Raw genomic sequence first — 26,186 nt, forward strand, 5'->3', positions numbered from 1 at the left:
TTAAGCGTTCAGCCCACCCTTTTGGACGATGAAGTCTACCACGGATTCGACGCCCTCTCCCGCCTTTGTATTGGCGAAAACAAAGGGTCGTTCCTTGCGCATCTTCTTTGCATCCCGGTCCATAACCTCCAGATTGACGCCGACATAGGGCGCAAGGTCGGTCTTGTTGATGATCAGGAGATCGGAGCGCGTGATGCCCGGCCCGCCCTTGCGCGGAATTTCCTCGCCGGCGGCAACATCGATCACGTAGATCGTCAGGTCGGCGAGCTCCGGTGAAAAGGTTGCGGCCAGGTTGTCACCGCCGGATTCGATCAGGATCAGGTCGAGATCCGGGATGCTTTTGGTCAGGTCCGCCACGGCGGCCAGATTGATGGAGGCGTCTTCACGGATTGCCGTATGCGGGCAGCCGCCGGTCTCGACACCGCGAATGCGGTCACTGGTCAAGGCCTGCGAGCGCATCAGGGCTTCGGCGTCCTCGCTTGTGTAGATGTCATTGGTGATGACGGCGAGCGAGTAGCGGTCGCGCATGGCCTTGCACAGCTTGTCGGTCAGCGTGGTCTTGCCGGAACCGACGGGACCGCCGATGCCGACGCGCAAGGGACCATTTTGGGAAGTCATGAACGGAACAACCTCGAATACTGGGTTTCATGTGCCATGGAGGCGATATCTGCAAGGAAGGTGGAGGTGCCGAGATCGTCAAGACCTGCCGCCTCGGCCTCTTCTGCAATTTCGAAGATCACCGGTTCCAGACCAGCCAGCACCTTCTGGCCGTCGCTCTGGCCAAGCGGTACCACCCGCACGGCGACGGAAATCAGATTGGCCGCGAAAGCATGCAGGAAACAGTGAAGCGCGGCATCCACCGGCAAGCCGTGAGCCGCAGCTGCAAGTCCCAGCACTACCGGGTAAGGCCAGGAGGTGTTTTCCTTGCCCGCGAATTCGTGAAACAGGCGTGCGGCCTCGGTGCCCGCTTCCGGCATCCAGCTGTTGCACACGGCTCTGAAAAAGGCGCTGCCCTGGGCACTGGATTCCAGATGCCGCTCCCTGGAGGGTTGCAGGGCCAGCCCCAGGTCACGCAGCTCGTCAACGGTCGCTCGATCTCCCGCAAGAGCAGACCTGTAGGTTTCCTTCAGCAGGATGGCGTCGCTTCGTCCAGCGCCGAAGCGGAGGATTTCACGCAGCCAGACGCCAAGTTCCGCCGCACTTGCCACCCCGCCCTGCTCGATCACCTGTTCCAGCCCGTGGCTGTAAGTAAAGGCGCCGATCGGAAAGGCCGGTGAGAGAAAGGCCTGTAGCCGGTAGAGCGCCTGCGGTGACAGGGGCAGTCGCGGAGCTGAGGGCTCAGTCATGGGAATGTCCGGAATCGTGGTCGTGCCCGTGCCCGTGATGATGGTCGTGGGAATGCCCGTGCCCATGATCGTGGCCGTGGGTGCGACCATGGCCGTAGGCGCCGCCTTCCGGATCGAAGGGTGCGGATAGCCTGGTCAGCCGGCCGCCGAGCTTTTCCACCATGTCTTCAATCACGTGGTCCCGCCGGATCCGCAGGGTATTGCCCATGAGCTGCGTCGGCAGGTGCCTGTTGCCCAGGTGCCAGGCGATCTTCACCAGGTGGGCGGTGTCGTCGGCGTGAATTTCGACTACTTCCTCAGGTTCTGCGAGAACTTCGACGATCCGACCGTCTTCAAGTTCCAGTCCGTCGCCATGGCGCAAATGGATCGCCATCGGTTCATCCAGCAGGAAGGTCAACCCGGCTGCGCCGGTCAGGACTGCCCTGCGCCGATACCGGTCTTCCCGGTCAAGCGTGACCCGGTCGGTGACATCGCCGGTCCAAGTTTCGGCCTTGTGGATTTTCGCGACGCGGATCATGCGGCTTCCATCACCTTTGCCATCATGGCCTGGAAAGCGGGACGCTCCCTGAGGCGTTTGAAATAATCGTAGACCGGACCTTCTTTGGGCAGGTCGAACTTGGCGGCCAGTGCCCAGCCGGAGCAGTGCCCGACGATGATGTCGGCAATGGTGAAGGTTTCGCCCATGGCATAGGGGCCGTCACCGATCAGCGCTTCCAGCGTTTTCAGGCCTTGCTCGAATTCGAGCCGACAGACGTCCTTGACCGCCGGAACACGGACATCTTCGGGATGAATGAAGGTGTTCTTCGCAGCGGTCCAGAGCGCGCCTTCCAGCACATCGACACCGAACTGGGTGATGCTGTCCTGGCGGGCGCGATCAAGAGTTCCGGCAGGAAAGGTAAACCGGCCGTGCTTGTCGGCCAGATAGGTACAGATTGCGACGGAATCGGTGATGACGGCGTCACCGTCGACCAGCACGGGCACCTTGCCGCTTGGATTGAGCGCCTTGACGGTATCCGACTGCGGCAGAGCCGGGTCAACCTCGTAAGGCTCGCCCAGTTCCTCAAGCAGCCACATTACCCGCATGGCGCGGGTCCGCGGAAATCCGACGATCTTATACATGCCTTTCCTCTCCCGAACGCGTTCTTGCGGAGCTTAGAACAGGAAGTAGCGCTGGGCCATCGGCAACACTTCGGCAGGTTCGCAGGTCAGCAGTTCGCCGTCGGCGCGCACCTCGTAGGTTTCCGGATGCACTTCGATCTTTGGCATCATGTTGTTGTGAATCATCGACTTTTTGGAGATTCCACCACGGGTGTTCTTGACCGGAAGTACCAGGCTGTCGAGACCTGCCTTGTGCTTGACGCCGGTGTCATAGGCCGCCTGGGACACGAAGGTGACACGGCTGTGCGTCAGCATCTTGCCGTAGGAGGCGAACATCGGCCGGTAATGCACCGGCTGCGGTGTCGGGATGGACCCGTTCGGATCGCCCATCGGAGCGGTCGCGATGGAGCCGAGCTTCAGCACCAGCGCCGGCTTGATACCGAAAAATTTCGGGTCCCAGAGCACGAGGTCGGCCAGCTTGCCGACTTCAACCGAGCCGATGTACTCGTCCAGGCCATGAGCGATGGCCGGGTTGATGGTGGTCTTGGCCATGTAGCGCTTGACCCGGAAGTTGTCGTTCTCGCCGGTTTCATCCGAAAGGCGGCCGCGTTGCACCTTCATCTTGTGCGCGGTCTGCATGGTGCGGATGATGATTTCACCGACGCGGCCCATGGCCTGGCTGTCGGAGGAGATGATCGAGAACGCACCCATGTCATGAAGAATGTCTTCCGCCGCAATGGTTTCCTTGCGGATGCGGCTTTCGGCAAAAGCAACGTCCTCCGGAATGTCCTTGTGCAGGTGGTGACAGACCATGAGCATGTCGAGATGCTCTTCCAGCGTGTTGACCGTGTAAGGCCGTGTCGGGTTGGTGGACGACGGAATGACGTTGGGTTCGCCAACCACCTTGATGATGTCCGGTGCGTGGCCGCCGCCGGCCCCTTCGGTGTGGAAGGCGTGGATGGTGCGGTTCTTGAACGCAGCGGTGGTGTTCTCGACAAAACCGGACTCGTTCAAGGTGTCGGTGTGGATCATCACCTGGACGTCGTATTCATCGGCAACCGACAGGCAGTTGTCGATGGTCGCCGGTGTGGAGCCCCAGTCTTCGTGGATCTTGAGGGCTGCGGCCCCCGCCATCACCTGCTCTTCCAGCGCGGCAGGCAGGGAGGCGTTGCCCTTGCCGGCGAAGATGAGGTTCATCGGGAAGCTGTCGGCTGCCTGAAGCATCCGGGTGATGTGCCACGGGCCGGGTGTACAGGTGGTCGCGTTGGTGCCCGTTGCCGGACCGGTGCCACCGCCGATCATGGTGGTCACGCCGGAGCACAGGGCTTCATCGATCTGCTGCGGGCAGATGTAGTGGATATGAGCATCGATCGAACCTGCGGTGAGTATCTTGCCCTCCCCGGCGATCGCTTCCGTGCCGGGACCGACGATGATGTCGACACCGTTCTGGACATCCGGGTTGCCGGCCTTGCCGATGCCGACGATCCGGCCGTCCTTCAGCCCGACATCGGCCTTGACGATGCCCCAGTGGTCGATGATCAGCACATTGGTGATGACCGTGTCGACGGCGCCGGCGGAACGGGGTGCCTGGGACTGGCCCATGCCGTCACGGATAACCTTGCCGCCACCGAACTTCACCTCGTCGCCATAGGTGGTGAAATCCTTTTCCACCTCGATGATGAGATCGGTATCCGCAAGGCGCAGCCTGTCGCCGGTTGTCGGTCCGAACATGTCCGCATAAGCGGCGCGGGGCATCTTGTAGGCCATATCTAGTCTCCAATCGGCGATCAGAAATCGGTGTGTTTAATTCGCGTAGTCCTCAACCGTCGCATCCAGATCCTCTGTGCGTTTCATGGTGAGGACGATCAGGCAGTTCCGGTACAGTTCGTTGCCGCGTGTGCCGCCCCTGAAGGGGAAGCTGTAGGCGGTGCAATCCTTGTCGGCGTAGGTTTTCCAGGCGGCCTGGGCATCGTCGAGGCTGGCTGGGGCGCCCTTCAGCTCCTCCGGCAATTCCGCATCGATCTCGACCAGCCGTGCACGCAGCCGGTCGAAGGCCTCCTTCATGCGCGTGTCAGCGTCTTCAAGGGCCTTGTCGGCACAAAAGCTGCGTTCGGCTTCGGTCAGCGGATAGCCGCAGTCGATGTTGTCGTTGACCTTCTCTTCCTCAGCAACCGCCGTGCCGGCGGTGGCCAGAAACAGGGCTAAAGCAGGAAGGGTCACACCGCGCACAGGCATCAATTCCCCAGACCTTCGCCGAGCTGTCTCAACTCGTCGATGCGGTTGCGGGTCAGATCTGCGCGGCAGCCGTAGACCAGCATGGGTTCCATGGTTCCGCCGCGGGCCAGAAAGCCGTAGGCGTCGCAGGCCTTGTCACGATAGGGGATCCAGGCACGCTGGGCTTCGCGCAATGTTTCGACCGCCCCCTTCAGCCCTTCCGGCAAATAAGCGTCGGTCTCGGTCATCTTTTCCATTGCGGATCTGTAGACCGCGTTCAGCTCCGCATCCGCCTTCAGCCAGTCGATGTTGGCACACTGGGTCATCTCCGACTGCGTCATGGCATTTTCGCAGTTGGGTGTTTCCTGCGCGGCGACAGGTCCGGCGAGCAGAAGACCGAGCCCGATCAGCGAAAACGAAAGAGATGATGCGGATCTGATCACAATTCGCCCATGACCTTCTGGTTGAAGCCGTAGACCGTGCGGCTGCCGCGATAAGGCACCAGTGTCACGGATCTGGACTGGCCGGGTTCGAAGCGCACGGCTGTGCCTGCGGGAATATCCAGGCGCATGCCGCGGGTCTTTTCCCGGTCGAAAGACAGGCCTTCATTGGTTTCGAAGAAGTGATAGTGGCTGCCGACCTGGATCGGCCGATCACCCGTGTTGGCGACTTCCACCGTCACGGTCTCAAGGCCTGTGTTCAGTTCGATCTCGCCTTCGGCGGGAAACAGTTCTCCGGGGATCATGCTCGTCTCCTTGGAAATTGCGGTCAGCGGATCGGTTCGTGCACGGTCACGAGCTTGGTGCCGTCAGGAAAGGTGGCCTCGACCTGAACATCGTGAATCATCTCGGACACGCCTTCCATCACCTGGTCGCGTGTCAGTACCTTGGCGCCCGCGGACATCAGGTCGGCAACGGTGCGCCCGTCACGGGCCCCCTCGACAACAAAATCGGTGATCAGGGCGACGGCTTCCGGATGGTTCAGCTTCACACCCCGTTCCAGGCGGCGGCGGGCGACCATCGCGGCCATGGAAATGAGCAACTTGTCCTTTTCGCGGGGCGTCAGGTTCATGAAAGAAAGTCCTCCAAATCAGCAATACCAGACGCGCGGCAGCGCCGTCATTCGGTATCCGGTGAGAAACGACATCAGGGCCGTGCGCAAGCCGCGGCCATCATTGGACACAAACCGGGTTATCAGCAAGCCGTTCCAGGCGCTGGCGGCCGCCTGGGCGGTTCCATCCGGCAATGTTTCGATCAGCTCTCTTGCCCTGGCGAGCCGGTCTTCGGCATCGGCGGAGCAATCGACAAAGGTTGCCGCGGCCAGGGCGCCGGCGGCCGTAGCCGGGCCGGTCAGCGCGTCGGCCGGGTCGCCATCCAGCCGGATGTCGTCGGCAAACACCAGCTTCCCGTCCCGGCGGATGCGCCAGCTGTCGCGGTAGAATACGGACTTGACCTGCTCGCCCATCGCCTTTCGGCCAAGGACGAAGGATTCGACCATCATCAGCCTTGCGTCACCTTCCAGGTCCGCCTGCAGCGTGCGGCGAAGGCGCGAGGCGTTGAAAAGGATGGTTTCCTGGGGCAGCCATTCCAGGGTCGCACCGGGTCCGACCGTGAAATGGCCGCTCACCTGGGCGGTGCCGCCCGGGCTGCGGTAGGCACGTTCGGCCGTCTGGCTGGTCACAATTACGTGTACACCGGCGTCAGCCCCGACTTCATAGTCGAGCTGGTCACCTCCGGTGAGACCGCCGGCGGTGTTGATGAGAACGGCTGTGGCAGGGGTATCATAGACCTTCGGCAGGCGAACCTTGGCCGACCCGCTCTGATACAGATCGGTCAGACGGGTTTTGCCGTCCGGCGCCGAAAAACGCACCTTGCCGATGCCTTTCACGCGCTGAAGAACTACGGCTTTCCCGCCCGTTTCTGATGCCAGACCAGCATCATACATTGCTTGACCGCCCCCCCTGCGGGCTCATTCAGTCATTGTTATTTTTCACATCTGTTCAAATTGGTCCAGACCGTCGCCGGGCCGCAATGGGCAATATGCCCTCGGCAATCTTAGCAAGAGCCGGGCCAAGGCCGGCAAGTAGAAAGGCAAGACGACACCGGCGAAAAAAGTCCCTGTTTCCCGCAGCTTATCAATGCCTGCTCGCAAAAGTTGCTCAAAAATAAGGCAATTGCAAGAAAGATTGGCGTGGAGTGGATTTGAGGAAGGGGTTGCTCTCGCGCCGATGTTCCGGTTTTTTAAGAAGACAGCAGCTATTCATACTGCCATTGCCCAATTGCGACGTGTCATCCGCTGGATGACGAGCGAGGGAAACCGTGTTTTTGAGCCCGATTGGCCGCCTGACTTCCGTTTGTCTGACCGTAACCGCTCTTGTGATGAGTCTGGCCATGAGCCAGGCACGGGCGGATATAGGTGCCTATGTCCTGATCGACGCGAGTTCCGGCGCTGTGATCGAGCAGGAAAACGCCACGCGCAAATGGTACCCGGCCTCACTCACCAAGCTCATGACGGCCTATGTCACCTTCAAGGCGATCCGCGAAGGCCGCGCCTCGCTCGACAGCGCGGTCGTGCAATCCAAGAACTCCGCGGCCGAACCACCCAGCAAGATGGGGTTCAAGGTCGGGACGCGGTTCACTGTCGACACGGCGCTGAAAATCATTCTGATCAAGTCGGCCAACGATGTTGCGGTAGCGCTCGGCGAGTCGATCGCGGGATCTGAAGCCGGCTTCATCGCCATGATGAATGCGGAAGCTCAGCGCCTGGGAATGTCCAATACCCGGTTCTACAATCCGCACGGTCTGCCAGACAACCGGCAGGTGACCACGGCGCGGGACCTTGCCATTCTGGCCCTGGCGCTGCGCCGGGACTTTCCGGAATCCCGAAACTACTATGACCACCCGGGGATCCGCTTCGGCAAGAAGACCCTGCGGTCGGCCAATCGGGAATTCTTGCTGCGCGTGCCCGGCGCCAATGGCATGAAGACCGGCTACATCTGCAATTCCGGGTACAATGTTGCCGCCTCCGCGACGCGCGGCAACAAGACCCTGATCGCGATTATCCTTGGCGCGGGTTCCGGTCTGGAGCGCACCGCCTTTGCACGCCAGCTTTTTGACGAAGGGTTCCGCAAGCGCGGCGGCCGTAGCATCACGAGCCTTTCGGGCACCAGCGGCAATCCGCCGGCCGACGGTTACTGCCGGCGCAACAAGAGCCCGGGTCCCAAGGGTTACATGGCCCGGTTCGACATGGAAAAGGAAAAGCAGGGCGGGTTCCTGTTCTTCGCCAAGGCCAACAAATCCGATGAGGACAAGTTAGACGACAGCGGTTTCAAGCTGTCCAACGGCAAACCGGACTGGGCAAAGATCCTTGATCGTACGCTCGGCCCTCGCCGGATTGCCTACCGTCCGCTGGATGTCGGCCTCGGCAACCCGAAAGGGTCGCCTTCCGTCAGCCCGGGCACCGTTCCCGCCGGTGCCGCCAGCGAAGCGGTCGCAGCCATCGCGGGCGAGGATATTGCCGCGGAAGACGTACCGCTGCCGGTCGCCAATCCCGTGCGGCGGGCAGAAAACGAAATCCGGGCGAAGATGCAGCTGACGGCCAATGCCAAAACCGCAGGCGCAATTCCGCAGGGTGGCGATACCGTGTCACGCCCGGGAGCCGCGGTTGAACTTTCGAAATCTTCACCCGGATCGATCTTCCGCAAGGGTCTGGATTTCACCGTTCCGGTTCCTTCCCCAAGTCCTCGCAAGTAATTCGATTTCCAGATCTTTGACGGTGCCGATGATGTAGCGTTGCGGTTAACGGAGTTAACCTTTTATTTACGCTACTCCTTAACACTGCAGTAAGCATTTTTCTGGCAAAGGCGTGCTCCCTGCCGGACCTCGAAATGCCACTGCGGCACAGAATATGCCGGTACAACAGGTCGAGAGATCGCATGATGATTGAACCGAGATCCACCGCCACCATCAAGGCTCTGGCGAGCCTTGCGGAACTTTCCGCCAATCAACTGGAGGAAGGGGTTTCGGTCGACCATGTGATCGCCACCTTGCGAAAGGCGGCGGAGGCTGTCCGGCTCGTGGTTGATGTCGAGGCGGAAGAGGAACTCGACGACTTCGAGTTCGAAGCCGACAGCGACACAGACGTGGAAGCCGAACTGGAAGTGTCTGAAGCGGACATCGTCCAGGATCTGACCCCGATGGATCTGTCCGAGGACGAGGCCGACAGGAAAATTGTCGCCCTCGACAAGAAGGACGCCGAAGCGGCCTCCGAAGAAGAAGACATCATCCTCAACGCGGGGTGATTCGGCGTCAGCCGGACATTTTTCCAACTGAACAAGCCGACGTGGCGGGACCAGCATTTGCGCTGACCCGCCTTTCTGCCTATGTGTCTGCGGAAAGTCCGCCGGGTCCGATCAAGGACCGGCGAATGCATCTGGAGAGATACCATGGCCTCGCCGACACCGGTTGCCGAAGGACAAAAAACCAAGGGTCCGAAGCCCCCCATTCCCCTGTCAGTCCTGACCGGGTTTCTGGGGTCGGGCAAGACGACGCTCCTCAATCGGATCCTGAAGGATCCGTCGATGGCGGACACAGCGGTCATCATCAATGAATTCGGCGAGATCGGGCTCGATCATCTGTTTGTCGATCAGGCCGGCGACGGCATCGTGGAGCTTGCCTCCGGTTGCCTGTGCTGCACCATTCGCGGCGATCTTGTCACGACGCTCGAAAACCTGTTGCGCCGACTGGATAACGGCCGCATGGACAGGCTCAACCGGGTGATCATCGAGACGACGGGTCTGGCGGATCCGGCGCCCATCCTGCACACGGTCATGCTGCATCCCTATCTGGTGATGCGCTACCGGCTCGACAGCGTGATCACGCTTGTGGACGCGGTCAACGGTCTGTCGACCCTCGACAATCACGAAGAAGCGCGCAAGCAGGCCGCTGTTGCCGACCGGCTGGTCTTCACCAAGACCGATCTCGTTCAAGACGAAGAGGCGCGGGCCTCTTTCGACGCCCTCAAGCAGCGTTTGCAACAGCTCAATCCCGGCGCTCGCCGGCTGGACGCCCAGGCGGATGATGCAACTGTGGAAAATCTTTTCAACGCCGGTCTTTATGATCCCAAGAGCAAGATCCCGGACGTGGCTGCCTGGCTGAACGCGGAAGCCTACGAAGACCAGCAGCATGACCACCATCACGGTCACGGTCACGGTCATGGCCACGATCATGCACATGGCCATTCGCACGGGCATCACCACGATCATGCTCATGACGTGAACCGGCATAGCGATGCCATCCGGGCCTTTACCCTGTCGACAGATCGACCGGTGCCGGCGTCTGCGCTGGAAATGTTCCTCGATCTGCTGCGTTCGGCGCACGGACCGAAACTGCTTCGGGTCAAGGGCATCGTGCAACTGGCTGAAGATCCTGAACGGCCCGTGGTGATCCACGGTGTCCAGCACGTCTTCCATCCGCCAGCAACACTGGAAGCCTGGCCGGATCAGGACCGGCGAACCCGCATGGTGTTCATCACCAAGGACCTGCCGGAAGGGTTCGTCAGGCGCATGTTCGAAGCCTTTTCGGGCGCCTTGCTGCCCGATACGCCGGATCACCAGGCCCTGACCGACAATCCGTTGGCGGTGTCGGGCTTTACCAGTCCGGTGAGGTAGGCGGCAGGTCTGCAATACCCCGGCGCTCTCCAATGGGATCCCTCATCCTGAGGAGCCGCGAAGCGGCGTCTCGAAGGATGGGCGGCACCCACAGGAACAAGTGGCCCATCCTTCGAGACGGGCCTTAAGGCCCTCCTCAGGATGAGGCTCTGAGGTTTTGAGTAGCAGCCAGCGGTGACTGCACCATCGTCTCGGAAACTCAATCTTTCTTGCGCAGACGGATCAGTCCTTCCTGGGCGGTCGAGGCGATCAGGACCCCGTCCCTGGTGAACAGAGATCCGCGGTTTATCCCGCGTGAGCCGGAAGATGAGGTGCTGTCGGTGGCGTAAAGCAGCCAGTCGTCGGCGCGGAAAGGACGGTGAAACCACATGGCATGGTCCAGGCTGGCGGCCTGGATCTTCGGGCTGAAGACGGACGTGCCATGGGGAAACAGCGAGGTGTCCAGCAACGTCATGTCGGAAGCATAGGCGAGGACACACTGGTGCATGCGTTCGTCGTCCGGCAGTGGGCCCGTCGCCCGTACCCAGACATACTGCTGCGGTGGCAGGGGCTTCTTGCTGAAATAATGGGTCATGTCGACCGGGCGCATCTCGATCGGTCGCTCGCGCTCCCAGTAGCGGCGGATGTTTTCCGGGGCCATCGACAGGAATTTTTCCTTCAGTTCCTGTTCGCTGGGCAGATCTTCAGGCGTCGGAACGTCCGGCATGTCGATCTGGTGCTCCAGCCCCTCTTCATGCACCTGGAAGGAGGCGGACATGGAAAAGATCGCTTCGCCGTGCTGGATCGCGACAACGCGCCGGGTGGTGAAGCTGCCACCGTCGCGGATGCGGTCAACTTCGTAGATGATGGGGACTGACGGATCGCCGGGCCTCAGGAAGTAGCCATGCAGGGAATGGACGTGACGGTCTTCCACCACGGTGCGCGAGGCGGCAACCAGCGCCTGGCCGATCACCTGCCCGCCAAATACGCGTTGCCAGCCGACCTGCGGGCTGCGACCACGGAACAGGTTGCGTTCCAGTGGTTCCAGGTCGAGAATCTGGAGAAGATTATCAATGGCCGTGTTCATCGGCGCGATCCCTGTTAGATAGACGGCAGGTGATTTGGTTCGAGGCTTGGAGCCCCGGCACCGCACTCTTGGACGGCAGTTGACGTTAAAGTCAAGATGCCTTTAGGGAAACCGAAGGCAAGGAGAAGAAGACGATGGCGAGGAAAAAAAGCGTCCCGGACATGTTCGATGTCGTGATTGCAGGCGGCGGCTATGTCGGCCTGTCTCTGGCGGTGGCGTTGAAGCAGGGCGATGCCGGCCTCACCTGTGCCGTGGTCGATCCCAAGCCGATGGAAGACCTCCACAAGGATCCACGCGCCTCAGCCATCGCGGCAGCTGCCTCACGCATGCTGTCGCAACTCGGCATCTGGCAGAAGATTGCGGGCGAGGCCCAGCCGATCAACGAAATGATCGTCACCGACAGCAAGCTTCGCGATGCGGTTCGCCCGGTCTTCCTGACGTTCGGCGGCGAGGCGACGGAGGGTGAACCCTTCGCCCACATGATGCCGAACGGCGTGATGATGCCGGCGCTCTACAAGGCGGCCAAGGCGCTTGGCGTGAGTTTTTTCGCACCGGGCACCGCGGAAACCTTTCGCACTCATCCAGACCACGTCGAACTGGCGCTGGAAGACGGGGCCCTTCTGAAAAGCCGGCTGCTCGTTGCAGCCGACGGCGTGCGCTCCCGCCTGCGCGACCTTGCCGGTATCCGGACGGTCAACTGGGACTACGGCCAGTCCGGCATCGTCACAACAGTGAAGCATGAACGGCCTCACAACGGCCGGGCGGAAGAACATTTCCTGCCTGCCGGGCCATTTGCCATACTGCCCTTGCCGGGCAACCGGTCGTCGCTGGTCTGGACGGAAAAGACAGCAGACGCCGACCGGCTTGTGCGGTCTGACGACTTTACTTTCGAACTGGAACTGGAACGCCGTTTCGGACATCACCTCGGCACACTGGAGCTGGACGGTCCGCGCCGGGCCTATCCGCTCGGGCTGAAGCTGGCGCGTGATTTCGTCAAGCCGCGCTTCGCCCTGATCGGCGATGCCGCCCATGGCATTCATCCGATTGCGGGCCAGGGGCTCAATCTGGGCTTCAAGGATGTCGCGGCACTGGCCGAAGTGCTGGTGGATGCCCGCCGTCTGGGGCAGGATCTCGGCGGTTTCGACGTTCTGGAACGCTACCAGCGCTGGCGCCGGTTCGACACGTTCCAGATGGGCGTTGTCACCGACGTACTGAACCGCCTGTTTTCCAATGACAATGACGTGTTGCGCGCCATGCGCGATTTCGGACTTGGTATTGTGGACAGGATGCCGGGCCTGAAAACGCAGTTCATCAAGGAAGCTGCCGGTTTTGCGGGGCCGGTGCCGAAATTGCTTTCCGGCGAACCTATCTGATAGGAGTTGGATCGGACCGTCTTCCACTCCGCAGGATTTCCATTTGATGATTGCCAATCCGGAGAGTTTTTCCGCGCACCGGTCGATCCTGATTACGGGCTGTTCCTCCGGCATCGGCCTTTCGGCAGCCCACATCATGCGCGGGCGCAACTGGCGTGTTTTTCCGACTGCGCGGAGCCAGGCGGATGTTGACGGGTTGAGTGATCTTGGTTTCGAAGCCTTTCGCCTGGATTATGAGGATCCGGACAGCATCGAGGCGACGGCAAGCGAAGTTCTGCAGCGGACCGATGGTGCGTTGAGCGCGGTGTTCAACAACGGCGCCTATGCGGTTCCAGGTGCGCTGGAAGACCTGCCGACGGAAGCCCTGCGGTCGCTTTTCGAGGCGAACTTCATCGGCTGGCATGATCTTACCCGCCGGTTGGTGCCTGCAATGCGTGCCAACGGTTCCGGGCGGATCGTGCAGTGTTCGTCCGTACTGGGGTTTGTGGCACTCAAGTACCGCGGAGCCTACACCGCTTCCAAATTTGCGCTTGAAGCCTATTCGGACACCCTTCGCCAGGAACTGAAAGGCACCGGCATTCACGTCAGCCTGATCGAACCCGGTCCTATCGATACCCGGTTCACGCAAAACGCACTGGCGAATTTTCAGCGCTGGATCGGCGAGGATGGTCTGCAGGCGTCGCGGCATCGTAAGACCTACGAAAAGCGCCGCATCCGAATGGAGGCGGGAGAGCCCGGGCCGTTCAAGCTGCCGCCGGAGGCCGTGGTCAAACGGCTGGTGCATGCGGTGGAAGCAAATCGGCCGAAAGCGCGCTATCATGTAACAATTCCGACCACCGTCATGGCGGTGGCCAAACGGGTGCTGCCGACCAGTCTGCTCGACCGGTTCTGCATCTGGGCTGCCGACGGCGAGGAATAGCTGCCTGCCGACAGGTGGCTGCGCCGGACAGTGGTGAAACAAGGAAAACGAAATGGCAGATCTGATCAACTTTCTCATTCCCGTCGGCCTCGCCGCGGTTGCACTCGTGTTGCTGCTCGGTATCTGGAACATGTTCCGTCACGGGCCGGCTAACCGCTCGCAGCTCCTGATGCGCTGGCGTGTCGGCCTTCAGTTTCTGGTGATTGTCCTGGTCATGGGCGGTCTCTACTTTTTCGGAACCGGCCACTAAGACAAGATAACCGGACACTACTGGAGGAACTGGGGGCACAATGGTTGTTCTGAACAAGATCTACACGAAGACGGGTGACGACGGCACGACCGCGCTGGGTTCCGGAGAACGGCGCCGAAAGAGCGACCTCAGGATCGAGGCATACGGGACCGTCGACGAGACCAACTCCGTGGTTGGTCTGATTCGCCTTCAGACCGGGCAGTCTGCGCCGGAGGTCGACCAGTCGCTCGGCAGGATCCAGAACGACCTGTTCGACCTGGGGGCCGATCTTGCAACACCGGAAACGGGTGAGGACCTTGGGTACGAGCCGCTTCGGATCACCGATGCCCAGGTCACGGCGATCGAACAGGCGATTGACGTCCTCAATGCGGAGCTCAAGCCGCTGCGTTCCTTCGTGCTGCCGGGTGGCAGTCCTGCCGCTGCCTACCTGCATCTGGCCCGCACGGTCTCACGCCGGGCAGAACGTCTGATGGTGGAACTGGCAGCCCGCGAGCAGATCAATCCCGCTGCCGTGCGCTACATGAACCGCCTGTCGGACTATTTCTTCGTTGCCTCGCGGTACCTGAATGAAAAGGGTGAGCAGGACGTTCTTTGGGTGCCTGGACAGAACCGTTAGGTCAGTTCCCCTTGCCGGAGGCCTGGCGCTGAATGTTCATTCCCCTTCACGATCACAATCGGCTGGTCCATGTTCCCCGCCCCTTTGTGAACCTTTTCCTGATTGCCGCCAATATCCTGATCTTTCTTCTGTATCAGGGTGCAGGTTCCCAGCAGGCGGTGGCCGCGTCCTCCTATTCCTTCGGCCTTATCCCGGTTGTCCTGTTCGATATCCGGGATCTGTCGCCGGAGCTGCAGATGCTGCCCGACTGGATGTCAGTAGTCACCTATGCCTTCCTTCATGGCGGCTACATGCACCTCATCGGCAACATGCTGTTCCTGTGGGTGTTCGGTGATAATGTCGAGGATGCCATGGGGCACCTGCGATACCTGGTCTTCTATCTGCTGTGTGCGATAGCCGGCGGGTTGGCCTACGCCTCCATCGACGTCAATTCAGATGTGCCGTTGATCGGGGCGTCCGGCGCCGTTTCAGGTGTTGTTGCCGCCTATCTGATGCTGCACCCGCGGGTGAAGGTGTGGGTGCTGGCACTGGGCCGGATACCCTTGCGCCTTTCCGCCGGATGGTTGCTCGGCGGCTGGATCCTTTATCAGATCGTCAATGCCGTGATTGCGTCCGATAGCGATGTCGCCTGGATCGCGCATATCGGTGGCATGGCGGCGGGTGCCGTGTTGATCGTGTTTTTCCGGCGCAGAGGTGTGCCCCTGTTCGACCGAAACATCGCCTAGGCACAGTTTTCAAAAAGAATGCGGACCGGTCAGGAAACTAGGCTGCTTTCCAGACAGCATCGGCAGTGCGGCAGGCGACTCCACGGCGGCTGATCATTCGACCGTCAGCCAGCTTGATCCGTTCGCGGTAGGAGCGGCAGAAGTCGCCGGACGTATTTTTCCAGGTTTTCAGAGGCGTAATTGTGCCGCTCGCCCCACTCGACGGGTTTTTCCAGCTCCGGTCTTTGCCGGAAACAGACTTCTCCAGCGCAGCTTGAAGCGTGCTTTCAGCCCGGTATTTGTCTGATGCTTGCAGCTTTGAAGCCGGTTTGCGGGTTTCCGCCGCGGCGGGTTCCTGCAGGGAGACAAGCGTGTCCTGCACTGACACTACGGAACAGCCTGTGAGGATATTTGCCAAAAAAAACAGAAAAAACGTCCCTTTCGGAACGTGAAACCCACGAAAAATCAAGTCCGATCCCGCCTCTTGGATCTATTGCCAGCCGTTCGAGATAGCCTCCCGTTCTTCCCGCGCGCTGAGGGACCCACCAGAAGGCTCGCTGTCACCATTAAACTGACGCCCGCCAAAGATGCGATCTAAAAAACCGCCTGAACCGGACTTTTGTGTGGCAGAGCTAAAAGAAGTTCGTTCTGACGAACCGCCAGACGACGAACCGCCGGATGACGATCCACCCGACGAAGAGCGGGAGGAGGAAGGAGAAGAGGAGCCTCCGCTGCGACCGGAGTTGCCTTTGCTTTCCGAGCTTCTTCCGGCCGATTTGTTTCCTGCCGAACTGTTACTGGTGGAGCTTTTACCGCTCGAACTGTTACCAGTTGAGTCGCCGCCGCCCGAACGGCTGCCACCTGTGTCGCCGCCACCGGAACTGCTGCCACCGGTGCTGTCACCGCCAGAGCTCTTGCTGCCGCTGTCACCACCGGAACTCTTGCTTCCGCTGTCGCCGCCGCGGTCTCCACGGTCACCGCGTTCGCTGCGACTGCCGCGATCACCATGCGAATCTGCGGCCGCGGCAATGCTGTCCTTCATGTCGAACAAGGGGCTGAAGTAGACAAGAGAGAACATCATTGCCGCAGCTGCAACACCCGGCAGTATGCGAAACATCGCAGAGAGGCGGTCTTGCAATGTAATCTGGCGGGCGCGTTTCATCTGATGCGATTCAATTCGTAATAAGGGGTTTTTGGCAGTCGACGAGAGCGGTTTTACGACCTTCGCACGCATAACACCTGGGCAATCTTTGTTCTTCCCGAAGATAGTCTAAAAAAAGTCGGGATCAAAAGGTCTCCTTACGTGTTGTCTCGCTGAGAGCGGTTTTGCGGAGAACTCCTTGCCTGAAGATACGTTAAAGACGGAGATGATCCGTCTGCTCCCGAAGCTGAGGAGTTTTGCTTTAAGGCTGTGCCGGAATCCGGATCAGGCAGACGATCTGGTGCAGATGACATGCGAACGTGCAATCCGATCGCTCGACCAGTTCGATCCGGCCACCCGGCTCGACAGCTGGATGTTCCGGATTTTGCAGAATCTGTACTTCAATTCGGTTCGCGACACCGCAAACCGGGCTAGGCTTTTCGACCTTGCCATGCTGGATTTCGAGGAAAGCTACGACGGTGCGAAAGCCGCCGCCGACAGCCTGGAACTCCAGAAAGTGCAGGATTTCATTGGCGAGCTGGAAGAAGACAACCGCGAGGTGCTTCTGAAGATCGCCGTTGAGGGCAGAAGCTACAAGGATGTGGCGGATGAACTCGGCGTTCCGATTGGAACGGTAACCAGCCGGCTTGCCCGCGCAAGACTGAAACTGCGCGAGTGGCTGGACACGAACGATGCCCCGCAGGGCGTCAGGCTGCGCAGCATGCCAGGGGGTATGTGATGACATTTGACGAAAAGCGCGAACAGATCCTGCTTGCAAAGGATATCGGCAAGATCCTGGACGAGGAAGGTTCGGAAGAGGAGCGTGCAGCTCTGCTTCGCCGGATCGAGGCGACTGGTGGCGGACATGATCTGCTGGAGCAGATGTCCAAGGACAATACCATTCTGCAAAAAGCGGTTGCCGCGCCGGTGCCTGACGAATCAATGGCACGGTTCGAAGCACTCATCGAAAAGGAATTCGCCAAGCGCGAAGGTCCTGCGCCCCGTCATGCGCATGCGTCCTGGACAGGCGTGCTGATCCAGATCGCCGCCGCACTTGTGATGGTTGCCGGCACATTCGGCTTTACCACCTACTGGATGCAGACGCGGATGGACAGTGCCGTGTCTTCTCTTGCCGCACATATGGAAACTGAGCGGATGCTCCTGGCGCAGACCGTCCAGGAAGCGCTGGAAACGAAAGTCAGCGGCGAGCCCGTGTTCGTTGGGCAGGAAGGCGACTGGCGCGAGATCCTGACGCCGATAAAGACCTACCGCAGCAAGAGCGGGCACTGGTGCCGCGAGTACCTTCGCGAGACCACCTTCAGCAGGCTGGACCTTTCCATCCGTGGCACGGCCTGCCGGGACGAGAACGGCACCTGGGTGACCGTGTTCGCCGAACCGGTGTCCGACAAGTTCTCGCCGCAGACCCCCGGCATCTGACCGGGGACCGGCACCAGGAAAACAGAGAAGTCGCCGCGTGTTGCCGTAACAGGTGCGCGCGGTTTCTTTTTTGCGGTGAGCCCCGGTTTTCCACGCATTGTTGCGTTGCCGAACTATCATCATTGCGACGCATGTTTTTCCAAGCCCGGCAAATTGCCGCCTTAGACCTTTTACCGCAATTGACAGGTGCCGTGTCGGTCAGTACCGTCCCCCGCCATGCGCCACGATTGGCTCAATTCTGCCGTTTGTAACCTTGCGTCATGAGGGCAGAGAGCCGGAGAATGCGGTGCGGTGAAAGCCGGCCCAGCAAGAGGTTGAGACCAAATGAAGATCCTCGTACCCGTAAAACGGGTCATCGACTACAACGTGAAGGTCCGTGTGAAGGCGGATGGTTCTGGCGTCGATCTTGCCAACGTCAAGATGTCCATGAACCCGTTTGACGAAATCTCCGTCGAAGAAGCCCTTCGGCTGAAGGAAGCGGGCAAGGCGAGTGAAGTGATCGTCGTGTCCGTCGGGCCGCAACAGGCCACCGAAACGCTGCGCACCGGCCTTGCCATGGGCGCCGACCGCGGCATTCTGGTGAAGACCGACGACACCACCGAGCCGCTGGCAGTCGCGAAGATCCTGAAAGCGATCGTCGAAGCCGAAGAGCCGGGTCTCGTGATCCTCGGCAAGCAGGCGATTGACGACGACTGCAACCAGACCGGCCAGATGCTGGCAGCCCTCCTCGGTTGGAGCCAGGGTACATTTGCCTCCAAGGTCGATCTGGGCGACGGCACTGTCGATGTCACCCGTGAAGTGGATGGCGGCCTGCAGACCGTGAAGCTGAAGCTGCCGGCCATCGTGACCACGGACCTGCGCCTCAACGAGCCGCGCTATGCGTCCCTGCCGAACATCATGAAAGCGAAGAAGAAGCCGATCGACGAAAAGTCTCCGGCCGATTTTGGTGTCGACACCACGCCGCGCCTCACCGTTGTCACCACCACCGAGCCGGCATCGCGCCAGGCCGGTATCAAGGTCGGTTCCGTTTCCGAGCTGGTCGACAAACTCAAGAACGAAGCCGGCGTCCTTTAAGACCCGTCGCAGGAGGATAAAACATGACAACACTTCTTGTGGCCGAATACGCCGGTGGCGAACTGAGCGATGCCACGGCAAAGGCCCTGACGGCTGCCGTCGCTCTTGGTACCGATGTTCACGTCCTGGTCGCCGGCAAGGGCGTTCAGGGCGTTGCGGATGCCGCGTCCAAGCTTTCCGGCGTCGCCAAGGTTCTGCTTGCTGAAAGCGATGCGCTGGAGCACCAGCTGGCCGAGCCGACCGCCGATCTGATCGTCGGCCTCGCAGGCGATTATGACGCGATCGTTGCCCCGGCAACCGCCAACGGCAAGAACACCCTGCCGCGCGTCGCAGCCCTTCTGGACGTGATGCAGATCTCCGACGTGACGGCTGTTGTCGACGCGGATACTTTCGAGCGTCCGATCTACGCGGGCAACGCGATCCAGACCGTGAAATCCGGCGATCCCAAGAAGGTGATCACCGTGCGGACCTCCACATTCGCGGCAGCGGAAGCAGGCGGTTCTGCCGCTGTTGAAACCGTTGCGGGAACGGACGGTTCGGGTCTTTCGGAATTCGTCGGCGAGGAGCTTTCCAAGTCCGACCGCCCGGAACTGACGTCTGCCAAGATCATCATTTCCGGTGGCCGCGCGCTCGGTTCTTCCGAGAAGTTCCAGGAAGTCATCATGCCGGTGGCCGATGCTCTCGGCGCGGCGGTTGGCGCATCGCGCGCCGCCGTCGATGCGGGCTACGCCCCGAACGACTGGCAGGTCGGCCAGACCGGCAAGGTGGTTGCTCCGGATCTCTACATTGCCTGCGGCATTTCCGGTGCCATCCAGCACCTTGCCGGCATGAAGGATTCCAAGGTGATCGTCGCGATCAACAAGGACGAGGAAGCTCCGATCTTCCAGGTCGCGGACTATGGCCTCGTGGCGGATCTCTTCGACGTGCTGCCGGAATTGAAGGCTGCCGTCGAGTAACACCTGCGGCAAATTGATCACGGACCCCGGGGCGAATAACAGTTTTCGCTCCGGGGTTCTTGCTGTTCGGCGCAAGACTTGCCAAAAATAGCCGCAACCCGTCCAATCGGGATGTTTTCTAAAGATCGGATTTTCAGGATGGCAGTCGAAATCAAGAAAGTCGGCGTAATCGGCGCTGGTCAGATGGGCAGCGGCATTGCGCATGTGTGTGCACTTGCGGGCTTCGACGTGGGATTGAGCGATCTCTCCATGGAACGGATCGAATCCGGCCTGGCTTCGATCAACGGCAACCTGGCGCGCCAGGTGTCCAAGTCCATGATCACCGAGGAAGAGCGCAACGCGGCGCTGGATCGCATCAAGGCAGCCGAAGATCTCGATCTTCTGCGTGATGCAGATCTGGTGATTGAATCCGCCGTCGAGAACGAGCAGGTCAAACGCAAGATCTTTTCGCAGCTTTGCCCGATCCTGAAGCCCGAAGCGATCCTGGCGACCAACACTTCGTCGATCTCGATCACGCGTCTTGCCGCTTCGACCGATCGTCCGGAACGCTTCATCGGCATCCACTTCATGAACCCGGTTCCGGTCATGGAGCTGGTCGAGCTGGTGCGCGGAATAGCCACAGAAGACGAGACTTTCGAAGCCTCGAAAGGGTTCTGCGTCCGTCTCGGCAAGCAGATTGCCGTCGCAGAGGATTTCCCGGCCTTCATGGTCAACCGTATCCTTCTGCCGATGATCAACGAAGCAATCTACACGCTCTATGAAGGCGTCGGTTCTGTTGATTCCATCGACAAGGCCATGCGTCTCGGGGCCAACCATCCGATGGGGCCGCTGCAGCTTGCGGATTTCATCGGTCTCGATACCTGCCTGTCGATCATGCAGGTGCTTTACGAAGGTCTGGCGGACACCAAGTATCGTCCATGCCCGCTGCTCGTGAAATATGTTGAAGCAGGCTGGCTCGGCCGCAAGACCCAACGCGGGTTTTATGATTACCGCGGCGAACACCCGGTTCCGACCCGGTAATCGGTTCGCCAGCCACCGCAGAAGCCCCGGTAACGATGAACCTAGCCCGCTATTGCCTGACCAGCGCCGCCCCGGACCCGGGCAAGACGGCGCTGGAACTGGTCGGGGCCGGTGGCGCCCTTCTGGAAACATGGAGCTATGGCTCGCTGACGCGGGCCGTTCTTTCGGTTGCCGCGGGTTTGCGCGCCACGGATCTTTCGTCCGGTGACCGTATCCTTCTCAGGATCGGTCACTCCAGCGATTTTCCGCTGGCGTTCTTCGGGGCGATTGCGGGTGGTTTCGTGCCGATCCCGACGTCTTCCCAACTTACTGCATCCGAAGCTGACGCGATCCTGGCCGATAGCGGCGCGCGGATGGTGCTGCACGACGGACATACTGTGCTGCCGAACGCGGGCAGTGCGACGTTGCTGGGTCCAGAGGCCTTGGTCGAACTGAAGCAGGCAGAGCCGGGAGACTTTGCGGAGACCCACGCTGACGACCCGGCTTTTCTTGTCTATACGTCCGGTACCAGCGGCACGCCGAAGGGCGTCCTGCATGCGCAGCGCGCCGCCAGTGCGCGCCGGCCCATGTATTCCGGCTGGTATGGCATCGGCGCTTCCGACCGACTGCTTCATGCCGGAGCATTCAACTGGACCTATACGCTGGGTGCCGGCTTGATGGACCCTTGGGCCAATGGTGCGACCAGTGTTGTTTATGACGGGCCTCGAGACCCGGACCTCTGGCCGGACCTGATGACAGACACAAGGGCGACGCTGTTTGCGGCCGTGCCCAGTCTCTACCGGCGTATCCTGAAGTATGGCGCTGTTACGCCCGCCTCCTTTCCCGACCTTCGCCACGGCCTGACGGCCGGAGAAGCGCTTCCGGCAAGTCTTTATCGGGAGTGGAGGGAACGCACCGGCCGCGAACTTTATGAAGCGCTCGGCATGAGCGAGATCTCCACCTATCTCTCCAGCAGCCCCAGCGTTCCGGTAAAGCCGGGTTCTCCGGGCAAACCCCAGGAAGGCCGGAAGGTTTCCATTCTCAGCGAGTTGGATGACACGCCGGTGCCGGTGGCCGGAACGGAGACAGGGCTTCTGGCTGTTCACAGGGATGAACCGGGCCTGATGCTGGGATACTGGAACCGTGCCGAGGAAACGGCGGCCGCATTCAGGGGCGACTGGTTCCTGACCGGCGACAGGGCGCGTACGGATGAAGACGGCTATTTCTGGTACGAAGGCCGTGCTGACGATCTGATGAACGCTTTCGGCTACAGGGTCGCTCCGGAAGAAGTGGAGCGGGTGCTGGCAGCTGACCCGCAGGTGCAGGAAGTGGCCGTGACGGCGGTGCCTGCGCGCGAAGGTGTCAGCCTGATAACGGCCTTCGTGGTGCCGGCCCTCCCCGGACAGCTGGATGCCGACCGTCTTGCCGCTCATGCGGCAGAAAACCTGGCGGAATACAAGCGTCCCAAGGTTTACAAGGTGCTGGAACAGTTGCCACGCACACCGTCCGGCAAGGTCCGGCGCAGTGTCTTGCGGGAAGGGCACTGACATTCGTTAACGCCTGATTAAGGGTAGGGGGTTAGGGTGGCCACAACCTCAGGAGTTAATGATGGACAGCGTTGGCATCGCCACGACATTCGTTGCGCAGACCCAGGCACAGACAGCCCAGACGCTTCAGACAGAGATGATGAAGATGGCCGCCCAGCAGGACGCCAATCTGGTGGCGCTGCTGCAGCAAGGGGCTGACAATCTTCAGGCTCAACAGGCCACACCACCTCCCGGTCTCGGCGGACGGGTAGACGTCAGCGCCTGATCCCGTTCCTTTGCAGTTTTGTTAACGGCCCGTGCGGATTTACCCCGCACGGGCCGTTTTCGTTGCTCCACCGGGTGTCTTTTTTCGGGTGAAGCCTGAAAAGCGCCTCTCGAAAGATGCTTCTGAAAGTTCCTGTCTTTCAGATGCTTATCCATAATTACGTAAAGTTTTAAGAAAAATATTCTGATCAATTCAGTAATTGAGTCAGCAACTCTGAGAGTTTTTTTGGAAATTTACCTTTGAATTCAGGTATTTCATACAAGATGAAGTTTGAAATCGTATCCAAGGATTGGAACGACCATGCCTGAAGCAATAGGATATGGAGCATCCCAGGCGTATCAGCCGAACCAGGCCAACACGCGTGCGGGCCAGGTTGCAGAACAAGCCGAAGCGTTCAAGACCAAACGCTCCGAAGCTGCAGCCGTGATTGCGCAACGCCAGGCGAGTTTCAGCACGAACCGGGCAGAATTCCTGAGCCGGCAAGCTGAGCAACTGGAAAATCGCGCGGAAACGCGTCGGCTGGAAGATGGTGTCGGATTACAGGTCAACATCCTGGCCTGATGTGACGCATCTTCCGGATAAGCCGACTGGAAGCATAAGACGAACGAACAAAAAGCCGAGTTGCCCGATTGCAAGGATGACGGGTGACTAAAGGCTGCGGACAAGCCTCATCACCACGGCGAAGGAGTAACCCATCATGCCGAGTGCTATCGACAGTTCCTCTTCCTCGGCCGCCTACAGCGCTGCAAGTGTTCGCAGCGAACTTGCTGCCAATGCGGTAAAGGACCAGAACCAGCAGGAACGCCAGGTTGCCGAGCGGCTGGAGCAGGCCCAGGCAACCCAGGAAGAAGACCGGCGCGAGTCGCGCCGCATTCCAGGTCTGGGCAACGCGGTCGACATCAGCGTCTGATCCGGCGGAGGGTCACCTCCACCGGCTTCGAAAGGGCTGATGATCTTGATATTTCTGGCGGCAGCCGGACGTCAGGCGTCCGGGGCCGCCATTGCGTTTTTAATAAGCGCCTTGGCCTCGCCGGAGGCCCATTCAGCAGGGCCGTACATGGTGCCGATCTCGCAGCCCTTCGGGCTAACCAGAATGGTTGTCGGCAAACCGGTTGCCCGCGCAACCTTGCGAAGGTCCTTCAGAAGATCGTTCGAACTGTCCTGATAGAAGGCGAGATTGCCGACGCCGATCTCGTTCAAAAAGTCTTTCGGCTTTTCCGGTCCGCCCCGGTCGAGATTGACCGCAACCACCTCGAAATTGTCGTCTCCCATCTCCGCCTGCAGCTCGTCCAGGGCCGGCATTTCCTTGCGACACGGGGCACACCATGTTGCCCAGAGATTGAGGAGCACTGTCTTGCCGCCGAAGTCCGACAACGCCATCTGCTGGTCGTCAGGCCCCTTGAAGGTCAGGTGCTGAAGGTCCAGCGGAGCACTTGCCGGAAGGAAGGCGGCCACTTCTCCAGTGGCAAAAGGCTTGGCCGCCGCCGCAAAATCGAGCGCAGCCGAACAGCTTTGCGCACCGGCGATGTTGCCATTCGGTCCAGCGATCACGTATAGAGCCGCTACGGCGGCCACTGCACCCGCAAGCCCGGCGGCAACAATGCCGCGTCTGTTGGTTTTCGCTGGTTCGGTTGGCTTTGTCATTCGTTCACACCCCGCAAGGGGGCGCCTTCTAAGGGACAGGACATGAGCAATCGCATGTGGGGAGGCCGGTTCGCTGAGGGACCGGACGCCATCATGGAGGAGATCAACGCCTCCATCGACTTCGACCGGAAGCTATATAAGCAGGACATCGACGGCTCGAAAGCCCATGTGCGCATGCTCGCGGAAAAAGACATTGTGACGCGGGACGATGCCGACAAGATCGTTCAAGGTCTAGACACAATCCTGTCAGAGATCGAAAGCGGCAAATTCAAGTTTTCCCGCGCGCTTGAAGACATCCACATGAACATCGAGGCGCGCCTCGCTGAGCTGATCGGCCCGGCTGCCGGACGCCTGCACACGGCGCGCTCACGCAATGACCAGGTGGCGACCGATTTCCGCCTGTGGGTGCGCGACACGCTCGATACACTCGACGACCAGCTGGGTGAGCTGATGCAGGCCCTGGCGGAAAAGGCGGAAACCCATGCTGCCGACGTCATGCCCGGGTTCACGCACCTGCAGTCGGCCCAGCCGGTGACCTTCGGACACCACATGCTGGCCTACGTTGAAATGTTCGGCCGCGACCGGGGCCGTGTACGCGATGCGCGCAAGCGCATGAACGAATGCCCGCTTGGTGCCGCGGCGCTAGCCGGCACGTCCTTTCCGATCGACCGGCACATGACCGCCAAGGCGCTCGGTTTCGACCGTCCGTCTGCCAATTCGCTCGATGCCGTTTCCGACCGTGATTTCGTCATCGAGGCGCTGGCGACGGCATCTCTCACCGCCATGCATCTGTCGCGCCTTGCCGAGGAAATCGTCATCTGGTGCTCGGCGCAGTTCGGCTTCGTGAAACTGTCGGACAAGTTTTCGACCGGTTCGTCGATCATGCCGCAGAAGAAGAACCCGGATGCGGCGGAACTGGTGCGTGCCAAGTCGGGCCGCATCTACGGTTCCCTGCAAGCGCTTCTGGTGATGATGAAGGGCCTGCCGCTCGCCTATTCCAAGGATATGCAGGAAGACAAGGAGCAGGCTTTCGACGGCCTGGCCAGCGTTTCCCTGGCTCTTGCGGCCATGACCGGCATGATCCGCGATCTGGAGCCTGTCACCAAGGCGCTGAAGAAGGCCGCAGGCTCTGGCTATTCGACTGCAACGGACCTCGCCGACTGGCTGGTTCGTGTTCTCGGTCTGCCGTTCCGCGACGCCCACCACGTGACCGGGCGCATCGTGGCGATTGCCGTCGAGAAGGGCATCGAACTGCACAAGGTTTCGCTGGAAGAGATGCAGGCGGTGGAGCCGAAGATCACCAACGAGATCTTCCAGGTGCTGTCCGTCGACAAATCCGTACGCAGCCGAACCAGCTATGGCGGCACCTCGCCGGTAAACGTACGCAAGCAGGCACGCCGCTGGCTGAAAGAGCTGGCCAAGGCCTGATGGCCCATTGAAGGTCGGCTTTCCCCGCAACACACCGCGCGAACTGGTCTTGCCGAACGCGCCGTGTCATGCGAGGAGAAGGACCGGTATGTGACTTTGTAAGAACTCCCGTGTCCGCCCGGACGCGGGGCAGTCGATCCAAAAAGGCATGATGGTGATGACAATGCGGTTCAAAACCCTGGCTCTGGTCGGTCTTTGCCTGAGCGTGACCCTGGCAGGGTGTGGCCGCAAGGGCGGACTGGAAAACCCGGGAGCGCCTGTGCAGCAGGCGGACGCCGCGGTTGATCCCGCTGTGGCAGCACCGGTTCAGCCGGAAGCGCCGCAAAGCGACAAGCCCTTTTTCCTGGATTTCATGATCCGATAAACCATGCGCGCAGCGGCAGAGCCGGCTGCGCATCGGAGCAAGCCGGCTCTGCCGAGGCAACCGATACGCTCCATCGT

At 60.5% G+C, this 26,186-nt stretch carries 33 protein-coding genes; 19 read left to right on the top strand and 14 right to left on the bottom strand.

All coding sequences use genetic code 11. The annotated features are described in order from the left end of the window. Genes ureG through Q666_RS39335 form a run of 10 tightly spaced genes read right to left on the bottom strand, consistent with a single transcriptional unit; the run spans position 1 to position 6,602 of the window. On the bottom strand, positions 1 to 618 hold the full coding sequence (ureG, locus tag Q666_RS39290) for an urease accessory protein UreG (protein ID WP_023002497.1): 618 nt from the start codon (positions 616 to 618) through the stop codon (positions 1 to 3). Further along, the gene (locus Q666_RS39295; protein ID WP_023002498.1) at positions 615 to 1,346 is read right to left on the bottom strand and encodes an urease accessory protein UreF; all 732 of its coding nucleotides are present in this window, start codon (positions 1,344 to 1,346) and stop codon (positions 615 to 617) included. The genes ureG and Q666_RS39295 overlap by 4 nt, the downstream gene beginning before the upstream one ends. Then, the gene (locus tag Q666_RS39300; protein ID WP_023002499.1) at positions 1,339 to 1,863 is read right to left on the bottom strand and encodes an urease accessory protein UreE; all 525 of its coding nucleotides are present in this window, start codon (positions 1,861 to 1,863) and stop codon (positions 1,339 to 1,341) included. The genes Q666_RS39295 and Q666_RS39300 overlap by 8 nt, the downstream gene beginning before the upstream one ends. Beyond that, on the bottom strand, positions 1,860 to 2,465 hold the full coding sequence (locus Q666_RS39305; protein ID WP_031270004.1) for a glutathione S-transferase family protein: 606 nt from the start codon (positions 2,463 to 2,465) through the stop codon (positions 1,860 to 1,862). Before Q666_RS39305 ends, Q666_RS39300 begins: the two co-directional genes overlap by 4 nt. 33 nt (positions 2,466 to 2,498) lie before the next feature. Continuing rightward, complete coding sequence (ureC, locus tag Q666_RS39310; protein ID WP_023002501.1) at positions 2,499 to 4,211, bottom strand: urease subunit alpha; 1,713 nt, start codon at positions 4,209 to 4,211, stop codon at positions 2,499 to 2,501. Positions 4,212 to 4,247: 36 nt separating this feature from the next. Further along, on the bottom strand, positions 4,248 to 4,679 hold the full coding sequence (locus Q666_RS39315; RefSeq protein WP_023002502.1) for a lysozyme inhibitor LprI family protein: 432 nt from the start codon (positions 4,677 to 4,679) through the stop codon (positions 4,248 to 4,250). After that, positions 4,679 to 5,101: a lysozyme inhibitor LprI family protein gene (locus Q666_RS39320; RefSeq protein WP_023002503.1), complete on the bottom strand. Its 423-nt coding sequence runs from the start codon at positions 5,099 to 5,101 to the stop codon at positions 4,679 to 4,681. Before Q666_RS39320 ends, Q666_RS39315 begins: the two co-directional genes overlap by 1 nt. Further along, positions 5,098 to 5,403, bottom strand: coding sequence for an urease subunit beta (locus Q666_RS39325; RefSeq protein WP_023002504.1), 306 nt, complete (start codon positions 5,401 to 5,403; stop codon positions 5,098 to 5,100). Before Q666_RS39325 ends, Q666_RS39320 begins: the two co-directional genes overlap by 4 nt. Positions 5,404 to 5,426: 23 nt before the next feature. Further along, positions 5,427 to 5,729, bottom strand: coding sequence for an urease subunit gamma (locus Q666_RS39330; RefSeq protein WP_006936842.1), 303 nt, complete (start codon positions 5,727 to 5,729; stop codon positions 5,427 to 5,429). A gap of 18 nt (positions 5,730 to 5,747) precedes the next feature. Then, a complete protein-coding gene (locus tag Q666_RS39335; protein ID WP_023002505.1) occupies positions 5,748 to 6,602 on the bottom strand; it encodes an urease accessory protein UreD in 855 nt (284 codons plus the stop codon). A 446-nt stretch (positions 6,603 to 7,048) separates the two neighbouring features. Between Q666_RS39335 and Q666_RS39340 the strand changes: the two genes are divergently transcribed. The 3 genes from Q666_RS39340 to Q666_RS39350 all read left to right on the top strand — a co-directional run bounded on the left by Q666_RS39340 (position 7,049) and on the right by Q666_RS39350 (position 10,326). Next, positions 7,049 to 8,410 carry a D-alanyl-D-alanine carboxypeptidase family protein gene (locus Q666_RS39340; RefSeq protein WP_208984651.1) on the top strand — a complete coding sequence of 454 codons (1,362 nt, stop codon included), beginning with the start codon at positions 7,049 to 7,051 and terminating at the stop codon, positions 8,408 to 8,410. A 182-nt stretch (positions 8,411 to 8,592) separates the two neighbouring features. Continuing rightward, on the top strand, positions 8,593 to 8,958 hold the full coding sequence (locus Q666_RS39345) for a hypothetical protein (protein ID WP_023002507.1): 366 nt from the start codon (positions 8,593 to 8,595) through the stop codon (positions 8,956 to 8,958). A gap of 144 nt (positions 8,959 to 9,102) precedes the next feature. Then, entirely contained in the window at positions 9,103 to 10,326 is a 1,224-nt protein-coding gene (locus Q666_RS39350) for a GTP-binding protein (RefSeq protein WP_023014461.1), read from the top strand. Positions 10,327 to 10,525: 199 nt separating this feature from the next. Here Q666_RS39350 and tesB read toward each other — a convergent pair whose 3' ends face one another. Then, positions 10,526 to 11,392: an acyl-CoA thioesterase II gene (gene tesB, locus Q666_RS39355; RefSeq protein WP_023002509.1), complete on the bottom strand. Its 867-nt coding sequence runs from the start codon at positions 11,390 to 11,392 to the stop codon at positions 10,526 to 10,528. 134 nt (positions 11,393 to 11,526) lie between these two features. On the opposite strand from tesB, the gene Q666_RS39360 reads away from it, so the two are divergent. Genes Q666_RS39360 through Q666_RS39380 form a run of 5 tightly spaced genes read left to right on the top strand, consistent with a single transcriptional unit; the run spans position 11,527 to position 15,275 of the window. Then, positions 11,527 to 12,765 (top strand): ubiquinone biosynthesis hydroxylase, encoded by a 1,239-nt coding sequence (locus Q666_RS39360; RefSeq protein ID WP_023002510.1) that lies wholly within the window; start codon positions 11,527 to 11,529, stop codon positions 12,763 to 12,765. A 46-nt stretch (positions 12,766 to 12,811) separates the two neighbouring features. Next, positions 12,812 to 13,684: an SDR family oxidoreductase gene (locus Q666_RS39365; RefSeq protein ID WP_023002511.1), complete on the top strand. Its 873-nt coding sequence runs from the start codon at positions 12,812 to 12,814 to the stop codon at positions 13,682 to 13,684. Positions 13,685 to 13,736: 52 nt separating this feature from the next. Beyond that, positions 13,737 to 13,934, top strand: a complete 198-nt coding sequence (locus Q666_RS39370; RefSeq protein ID WP_023002512.1) for a twin transmembrane helix small protein — start codon at positions 13,737 to 13,739, stop codon at positions 13,932 to 13,934. Positions 13,935 to 13,974: 40 nt separating this feature from the next. Beyond that, positions 13,975 to 14,550 (top strand): cob(I)yrinic acid a,c-diamide adenosyltransferase, encoded by a 576-nt coding sequence (locus Q666_RS39375; RefSeq protein WP_023002513.1) that lies wholly within the window; start codon positions 13,975 to 13,977, stop codon positions 14,548 to 14,550. Between the two features lie 32 nt (positions 14,551 to 14,582). Continuing rightward, positions 14,583 to 15,275: a rhomboid family intramembrane serine protease gene (locus Q666_RS39380; RefSeq protein WP_023002514.1), complete on the top strand. Its 693-nt coding sequence runs from the start codon at positions 14,583 to 14,585 to the stop codon at positions 15,273 to 15,275. 37 nt (positions 15,276 to 15,312) lie between these two features. Here the strand turns inward: Q666_RS39380 and Q666_RS39385 are convergent, their stop codons facing one another. Further along, positions 15,313 to 15,642: an RT0821/Lpp0805 family surface protein gene (locus Q666_RS39385; protein WP_208993975.1), complete on the bottom strand. Its 330-nt coding sequence runs from the start codon at positions 15,640 to 15,642 to the stop codon at positions 15,313 to 15,315. 102 nt (positions 15,643 to 15,744) lie between these two features. Beyond that, positions 15,745 to 16,416 (bottom strand): hypothetical protein, encoded by a 672-nt coding sequence (locus Q666_RS65855; RefSeq protein ID WP_152533277.1) that lies wholly within the window; start codon positions 16,414 to 16,416, stop codon positions 15,745 to 15,747. 205 nt (positions 16,417 to 16,621) lie between these two features. On the opposite strand from Q666_RS65855, the gene Q666_RS39395 reads away from it, so the two are divergent. The 9 genes from Q666_RS39395 (at position 16,622) to Q666_RS39435 (ending at position 23,583) form a co-directional block, all read left to right on the top strand. Further along, complete coding sequence (locus Q666_RS39395; protein ID WP_023002517.1) at positions 16,622 to 17,134, top strand: RNA polymerase sigma factor; 513 nt, start codon at positions 16,622 to 16,624, stop codon at positions 17,132 to 17,134. After that, positions 17,134 to 17,832, top strand: a complete 699-nt coding sequence (locus tag Q666_RS39400; protein ID WP_023002518.1) for a hypothetical protein — start codon at positions 17,134 to 17,136, stop codon at positions 17,830 to 17,832. Before Q666_RS39395 ends, Q666_RS39400 begins: the two co-directional genes overlap by 1 nt. A gap of 324 nt (positions 17,833 to 18,156) precedes the next feature. Continuing rightward, positions 18,157 to 18,906 carry an electron transfer flavoprotein subunit beta/FixA family protein gene (locus Q666_RS39405; protein WP_023002519.1) on the top strand — a complete coding sequence of 250 codons (750 nt, stop codon included), beginning with the start codon at positions 18,157 to 18,159 and terminating at the stop codon, positions 18,904 to 18,906. A gap of 23 nt (positions 18,907 to 18,929) precedes the next feature. After that, on the top strand, positions 18,930 to 19,862 hold the full coding sequence (locus Q666_RS39410; RefSeq protein ID WP_023002520.1) for an FAD-binding protein: 933 nt from the start codon (positions 18,930 to 18,932) through the stop codon (positions 19,860 to 19,862). Positions 19,863 to 20,000: 138 nt separating this feature from the next. Then, complete coding sequence (locus Q666_RS39415) at positions 20,001 to 20,882, top strand: 3-hydroxybutyryl-CoA dehydrogenase (RefSeq protein ID WP_023002521.1); 882 nt, start codon at positions 20,001 to 20,003, stop codon at positions 20,880 to 20,882. Positions 20,883 to 20,917: 35 nt separating this feature from the next. Beyond that, the gene (locus Q666_RS39420; RefSeq protein WP_023002522.1) at positions 20,918 to 22,408 is read left to right on the top strand and encodes an AMP-binding protein; all 1,491 of its coding nucleotides are present in this window, start codon (positions 20,918 to 20,920) and stop codon (positions 22,406 to 22,408) included. Positions 22,409 to 22,466: 58 nt separating this feature from the next. Further along, a complete protein-coding gene (locus Q666_RS39425; RefSeq protein WP_023002523.1) occupies positions 22,467 to 22,673 on the top strand; it encodes a hypothetical protein in 207 nt (68 codons plus the stop codon). A 300-nt stretch (positions 22,674 to 22,973) separates the two neighbouring features. Further along, positions 22,974 to 23,234: a hypothetical protein gene (locus Q666_RS39430; protein ID WP_023002524.1), complete on the top strand. Its 261-nt coding sequence runs from the start codon at positions 22,974 to 22,976 to the stop codon at positions 23,232 to 23,234. Positions 23,235 to 23,370: 136 nt separating this feature from the next. Next, a complete protein-coding gene (locus Q666_RS39435; RefSeq protein ID WP_023002525.1) occupies positions 23,371 to 23,583 on the top strand; it encodes a hypothetical protein in 213 nt (70 codons plus the stop codon). Positions 23,584 to 23,654: 71 nt separating this feature from the next. On the opposite strand, the gene Q666_RS39440 is transcribed toward Q666_RS39435, so the two are convergent. Continuing rightward, on the bottom strand, positions 23,655 to 24,317 hold the full coding sequence (locus Q666_RS39440; RefSeq protein WP_023002526.1) for a TlpA disulfide reductase family protein: 663 nt from the start codon (positions 24,315 to 24,317) through the stop codon (positions 23,655 to 23,657). A 42-nt stretch (positions 24,318 to 24,359) separates the two neighbouring features. Between Q666_RS39440 and argH the strand changes: the two genes are divergently transcribed. Together argH and Q666_RS39450 are read left to right on the top strand one after the other, a co-directional pair. Next, complete coding sequence (gene argH, locus Q666_RS39445) at positions 24,360 to 25,745, top strand: argininosuccinate lyase (RefSeq protein ID WP_023002527.1); 1,386 nt, start codon at positions 24,360 to 24,362, stop codon at positions 25,743 to 25,745. Positions 25,746 to 25,908: 163 nt separating this feature from the next. Continuing rightward, positions 25,909 to 26,109, top strand: coding sequence for a lipoprotein (locus Q666_RS39450; protein ID WP_145903830.1), 201 nt, complete (start codon positions 25,909 to 25,911; stop codon positions 26,107 to 26,109). The last annotated feature ends 77 nt before the right edge of the window (positions 26,110 to 26,186 follow it).

Origin of the sequence: Labrenzia sp. C1B70 (assembly GCF_000475395.1) — a bacterium.
GTDB classification, from domain to species: domain Bacteria; phylum Pseudomonadota; class Alphaproteobacteria; order Rhizobiales; family Stappiaceae; genus Roseibium; species Roseibium algicola.

What these genes read in the sequence shown, in the direction of transcription:
- ureG (WP_023002497.1), bottom strand. Translation starts at nt 618, where the DNA reads ATGACTTCCCAAAATGGTCCCTTGCGCGTCGGCATCGGCGGTCCCGTC.
- Q666_RS39295 (WP_023002498.1), bottom strand. Translation starts at nt 1,346, where the DNA reads ATGACTGAGCCCTCAGCTCCGCGACTGCCCCTGTCACCGCAGGCGCTC.
- Q666_RS39300 (WP_023002499.1), bottom strand. Translation starts at nt 1,863, where the DNA reads ATGATCCGCGTCGCGAAAATCCACAAGGCCGAAACTTGGACCGGCGAT.
- Q666_RS39305 (WP_031270004.1), bottom strand. Translation starts at nt 2,465, where the DNA reads ATGTATAAGATCGTCGGATTTCCGCGGACCCGCGCCATGCGGGTAATG.
- ureC (WP_023002501.1), bottom strand. Translation starts at nt 4,211, where the DNA reads ATGGCCTACAAGATGCCCCGCGCCGCTTATGCGGACATGTTCGGACCG.
- Q666_RS39315 (WP_023002502.1), bottom strand. Translation starts at nt 4,679, where the DNA reads ATGCCTGTGCGCGGTGTGACCCTTCCTGCTTTAGCCCTGTTTCTGGCC.
- Q666_RS39325 (WP_023002504.1), bottom strand. Translation starts at nt 5,403, where the DNA reads ATGATCCCCGGAGAACTGTTTCCCGCCGAAGGCGAGATCGAACTGAAC.
- Q666_RS39330 (WP_006936842.1), bottom strand. Translation starts at nt 5,729, where the DNA reads ATGAACCTGACGCCCCGCGAAAAGGACAAGTTGCTCATTTCCATGGCC.
- Q666_RS39335 (WP_023002505.1), bottom strand. Translation starts at nt 6,602, where the DNA reads ATGTATGATGCTGGTCTGGCATCAGAAACGGGCGGGAAAGCCGTAGTT.
- Q666_RS39340 (WP_208984651.1), top strand. Translation starts at nt 7,049, where the DNA reads ATGAGCCAGGCACGGGCGGATATAGGTGCCTATGTCCTGATCGACGCG.
- Q666_RS39345 (WP_023002507.1), top strand. Translation starts at nt 8,593, where the DNA reads ATGATGATTGAACCGAGATCCACCGCCACCATCAAGGCTCTGGCGAGC.
- Q666_RS39350 (WP_023014461.1), top strand. Translation starts at nt 9,103, where the DNA reads ATGGCCTCGCCGACACCGGTTGCCGAAGGACAAAAAACCAAGGGTCCG.
- tesB (WP_023002509.1), bottom strand. Translation starts at nt 11,392, where the DNA reads ATGAACACGGCCATTGATAATCTTCTCCAGATTCTCGACCTGGAACCA.
- Q666_RS39360 (WP_023002510.1), top strand. Translation starts at nt 11,527, where the DNA reads ATGGCGAGGAAAAAAAGCGTCCCGGACATGTTCGATGTCGTGATTGCA.
- Q666_RS39365 (WP_023002511.1), top strand. Translation starts at nt 12,812, where the DNA reads ATGATTGCCAATCCGGAGAGTTTTTCCGCGCACCGGTCGATCCTGATT.
- Q666_RS39370 (WP_023002512.1), top strand. Translation starts at nt 13,737, where the DNA reads ATGGCAGATCTGATCAACTTTCTCATTCCCGTCGGCCTCGCCGCGGTT.
- Q666_RS39375 (WP_023002513.1), top strand. Translation starts at nt 13,975, where the DNA reads ATGGTTGTTCTGAACAAGATCTACACGAAGACGGGTGACGACGGCACG.
- Q666_RS39380 (WP_023002514.1), top strand. Translation starts at nt 14,583, where the DNA reads ATGTTCATTCCCCTTCACGATCACAATCGGCTGGTCCATGTTCCCCGC.
- Q666_RS65855 (WP_152533277.1), bottom strand. Translation starts at nt 16,416, where the DNA reads ATGAAACGCGCCCGCCAGATTACATTGCAAGACCGCCTCTCTGCGATG.
- Q666_RS39395 (WP_023002517.1), top strand. Translation starts at nt 16,622, where the DNA reads ATGATCCGTCTGCTCCCGAAGCTGAGGAGTTTTGCTTTAAGGCTGTGC.
- Q666_RS39400 (WP_023002518.1), top strand. Translation starts at nt 17,134, where the DNA reads ATGACATTTGACGAAAAGCGCGAACAGATCCTGCTTGCAAAGGATATC.
- Q666_RS39405 (WP_023002519.1), top strand. Translation starts at nt 18,157, where the DNA reads ATGAAGATCCTCGTACCCGTAAAACGGGTCATCGACTACAACGTGAAG.
- Q666_RS39410 (WP_023002520.1), top strand. Translation starts at nt 18,930, where the DNA reads ATGACAACACTTCTTGTGGCCGAATACGCCGGTGGCGAACTGAGCGAT.
- Q666_RS39415 (WP_023002521.1), top strand. Translation starts at nt 20,001, where the DNA reads ATGGCAGTCGAAATCAAGAAAGTCGGCGTAATCGGCGCTGGTCAGATG.
- Q666_RS39420 (WP_023002522.1), top strand. Translation starts at nt 20,918, where the DNA reads ATGAACCTAGCCCGCTATTGCCTGACCAGCGCCGCCCCGGACCCGGGC.
- Q666_RS39425 (WP_023002523.1), top strand. Translation starts at nt 22,467, where the DNA reads ATGATGGACAGCGTTGGCATCGCCACGACATTCGTTGCGCAGACCCAG.
- Q666_RS39430 (WP_023002524.1), top strand. Translation starts at nt 22,974, where the DNA reads ATGCCTGAAGCAATAGGATATGGAGCATCCCAGGCGTATCAGCCGAAC.
- Q666_RS39435 (WP_023002525.1), top strand. Translation starts at nt 23,371, where the DNA reads ATGCCGAGTGCTATCGACAGTTCCTCTTCCTCGGCCGCCTACAGCGCT.
- Q666_RS39440 (WP_023002526.1), bottom strand. Translation starts at nt 24,317, where the DNA reads ATGACAAAGCCAACCGAACCAGCGAAAACCAACAGACGCGGCATTGTT.
- argH (WP_023002527.1), top strand. Translation starts at nt 24,360, where the DNA reads ATGAGCAATCGCATGTGGGGAGGCCGGTTCGCTGAGGGACCGGACGCC.
- Q666_RS39450 (WP_145903830.1), top strand. Translation starts at nt 25,909, where the DNA reads ATGCGGTTCAAAACCCTGGCTCTGGTCGGTCTTTGCCTGAGCGTGACC.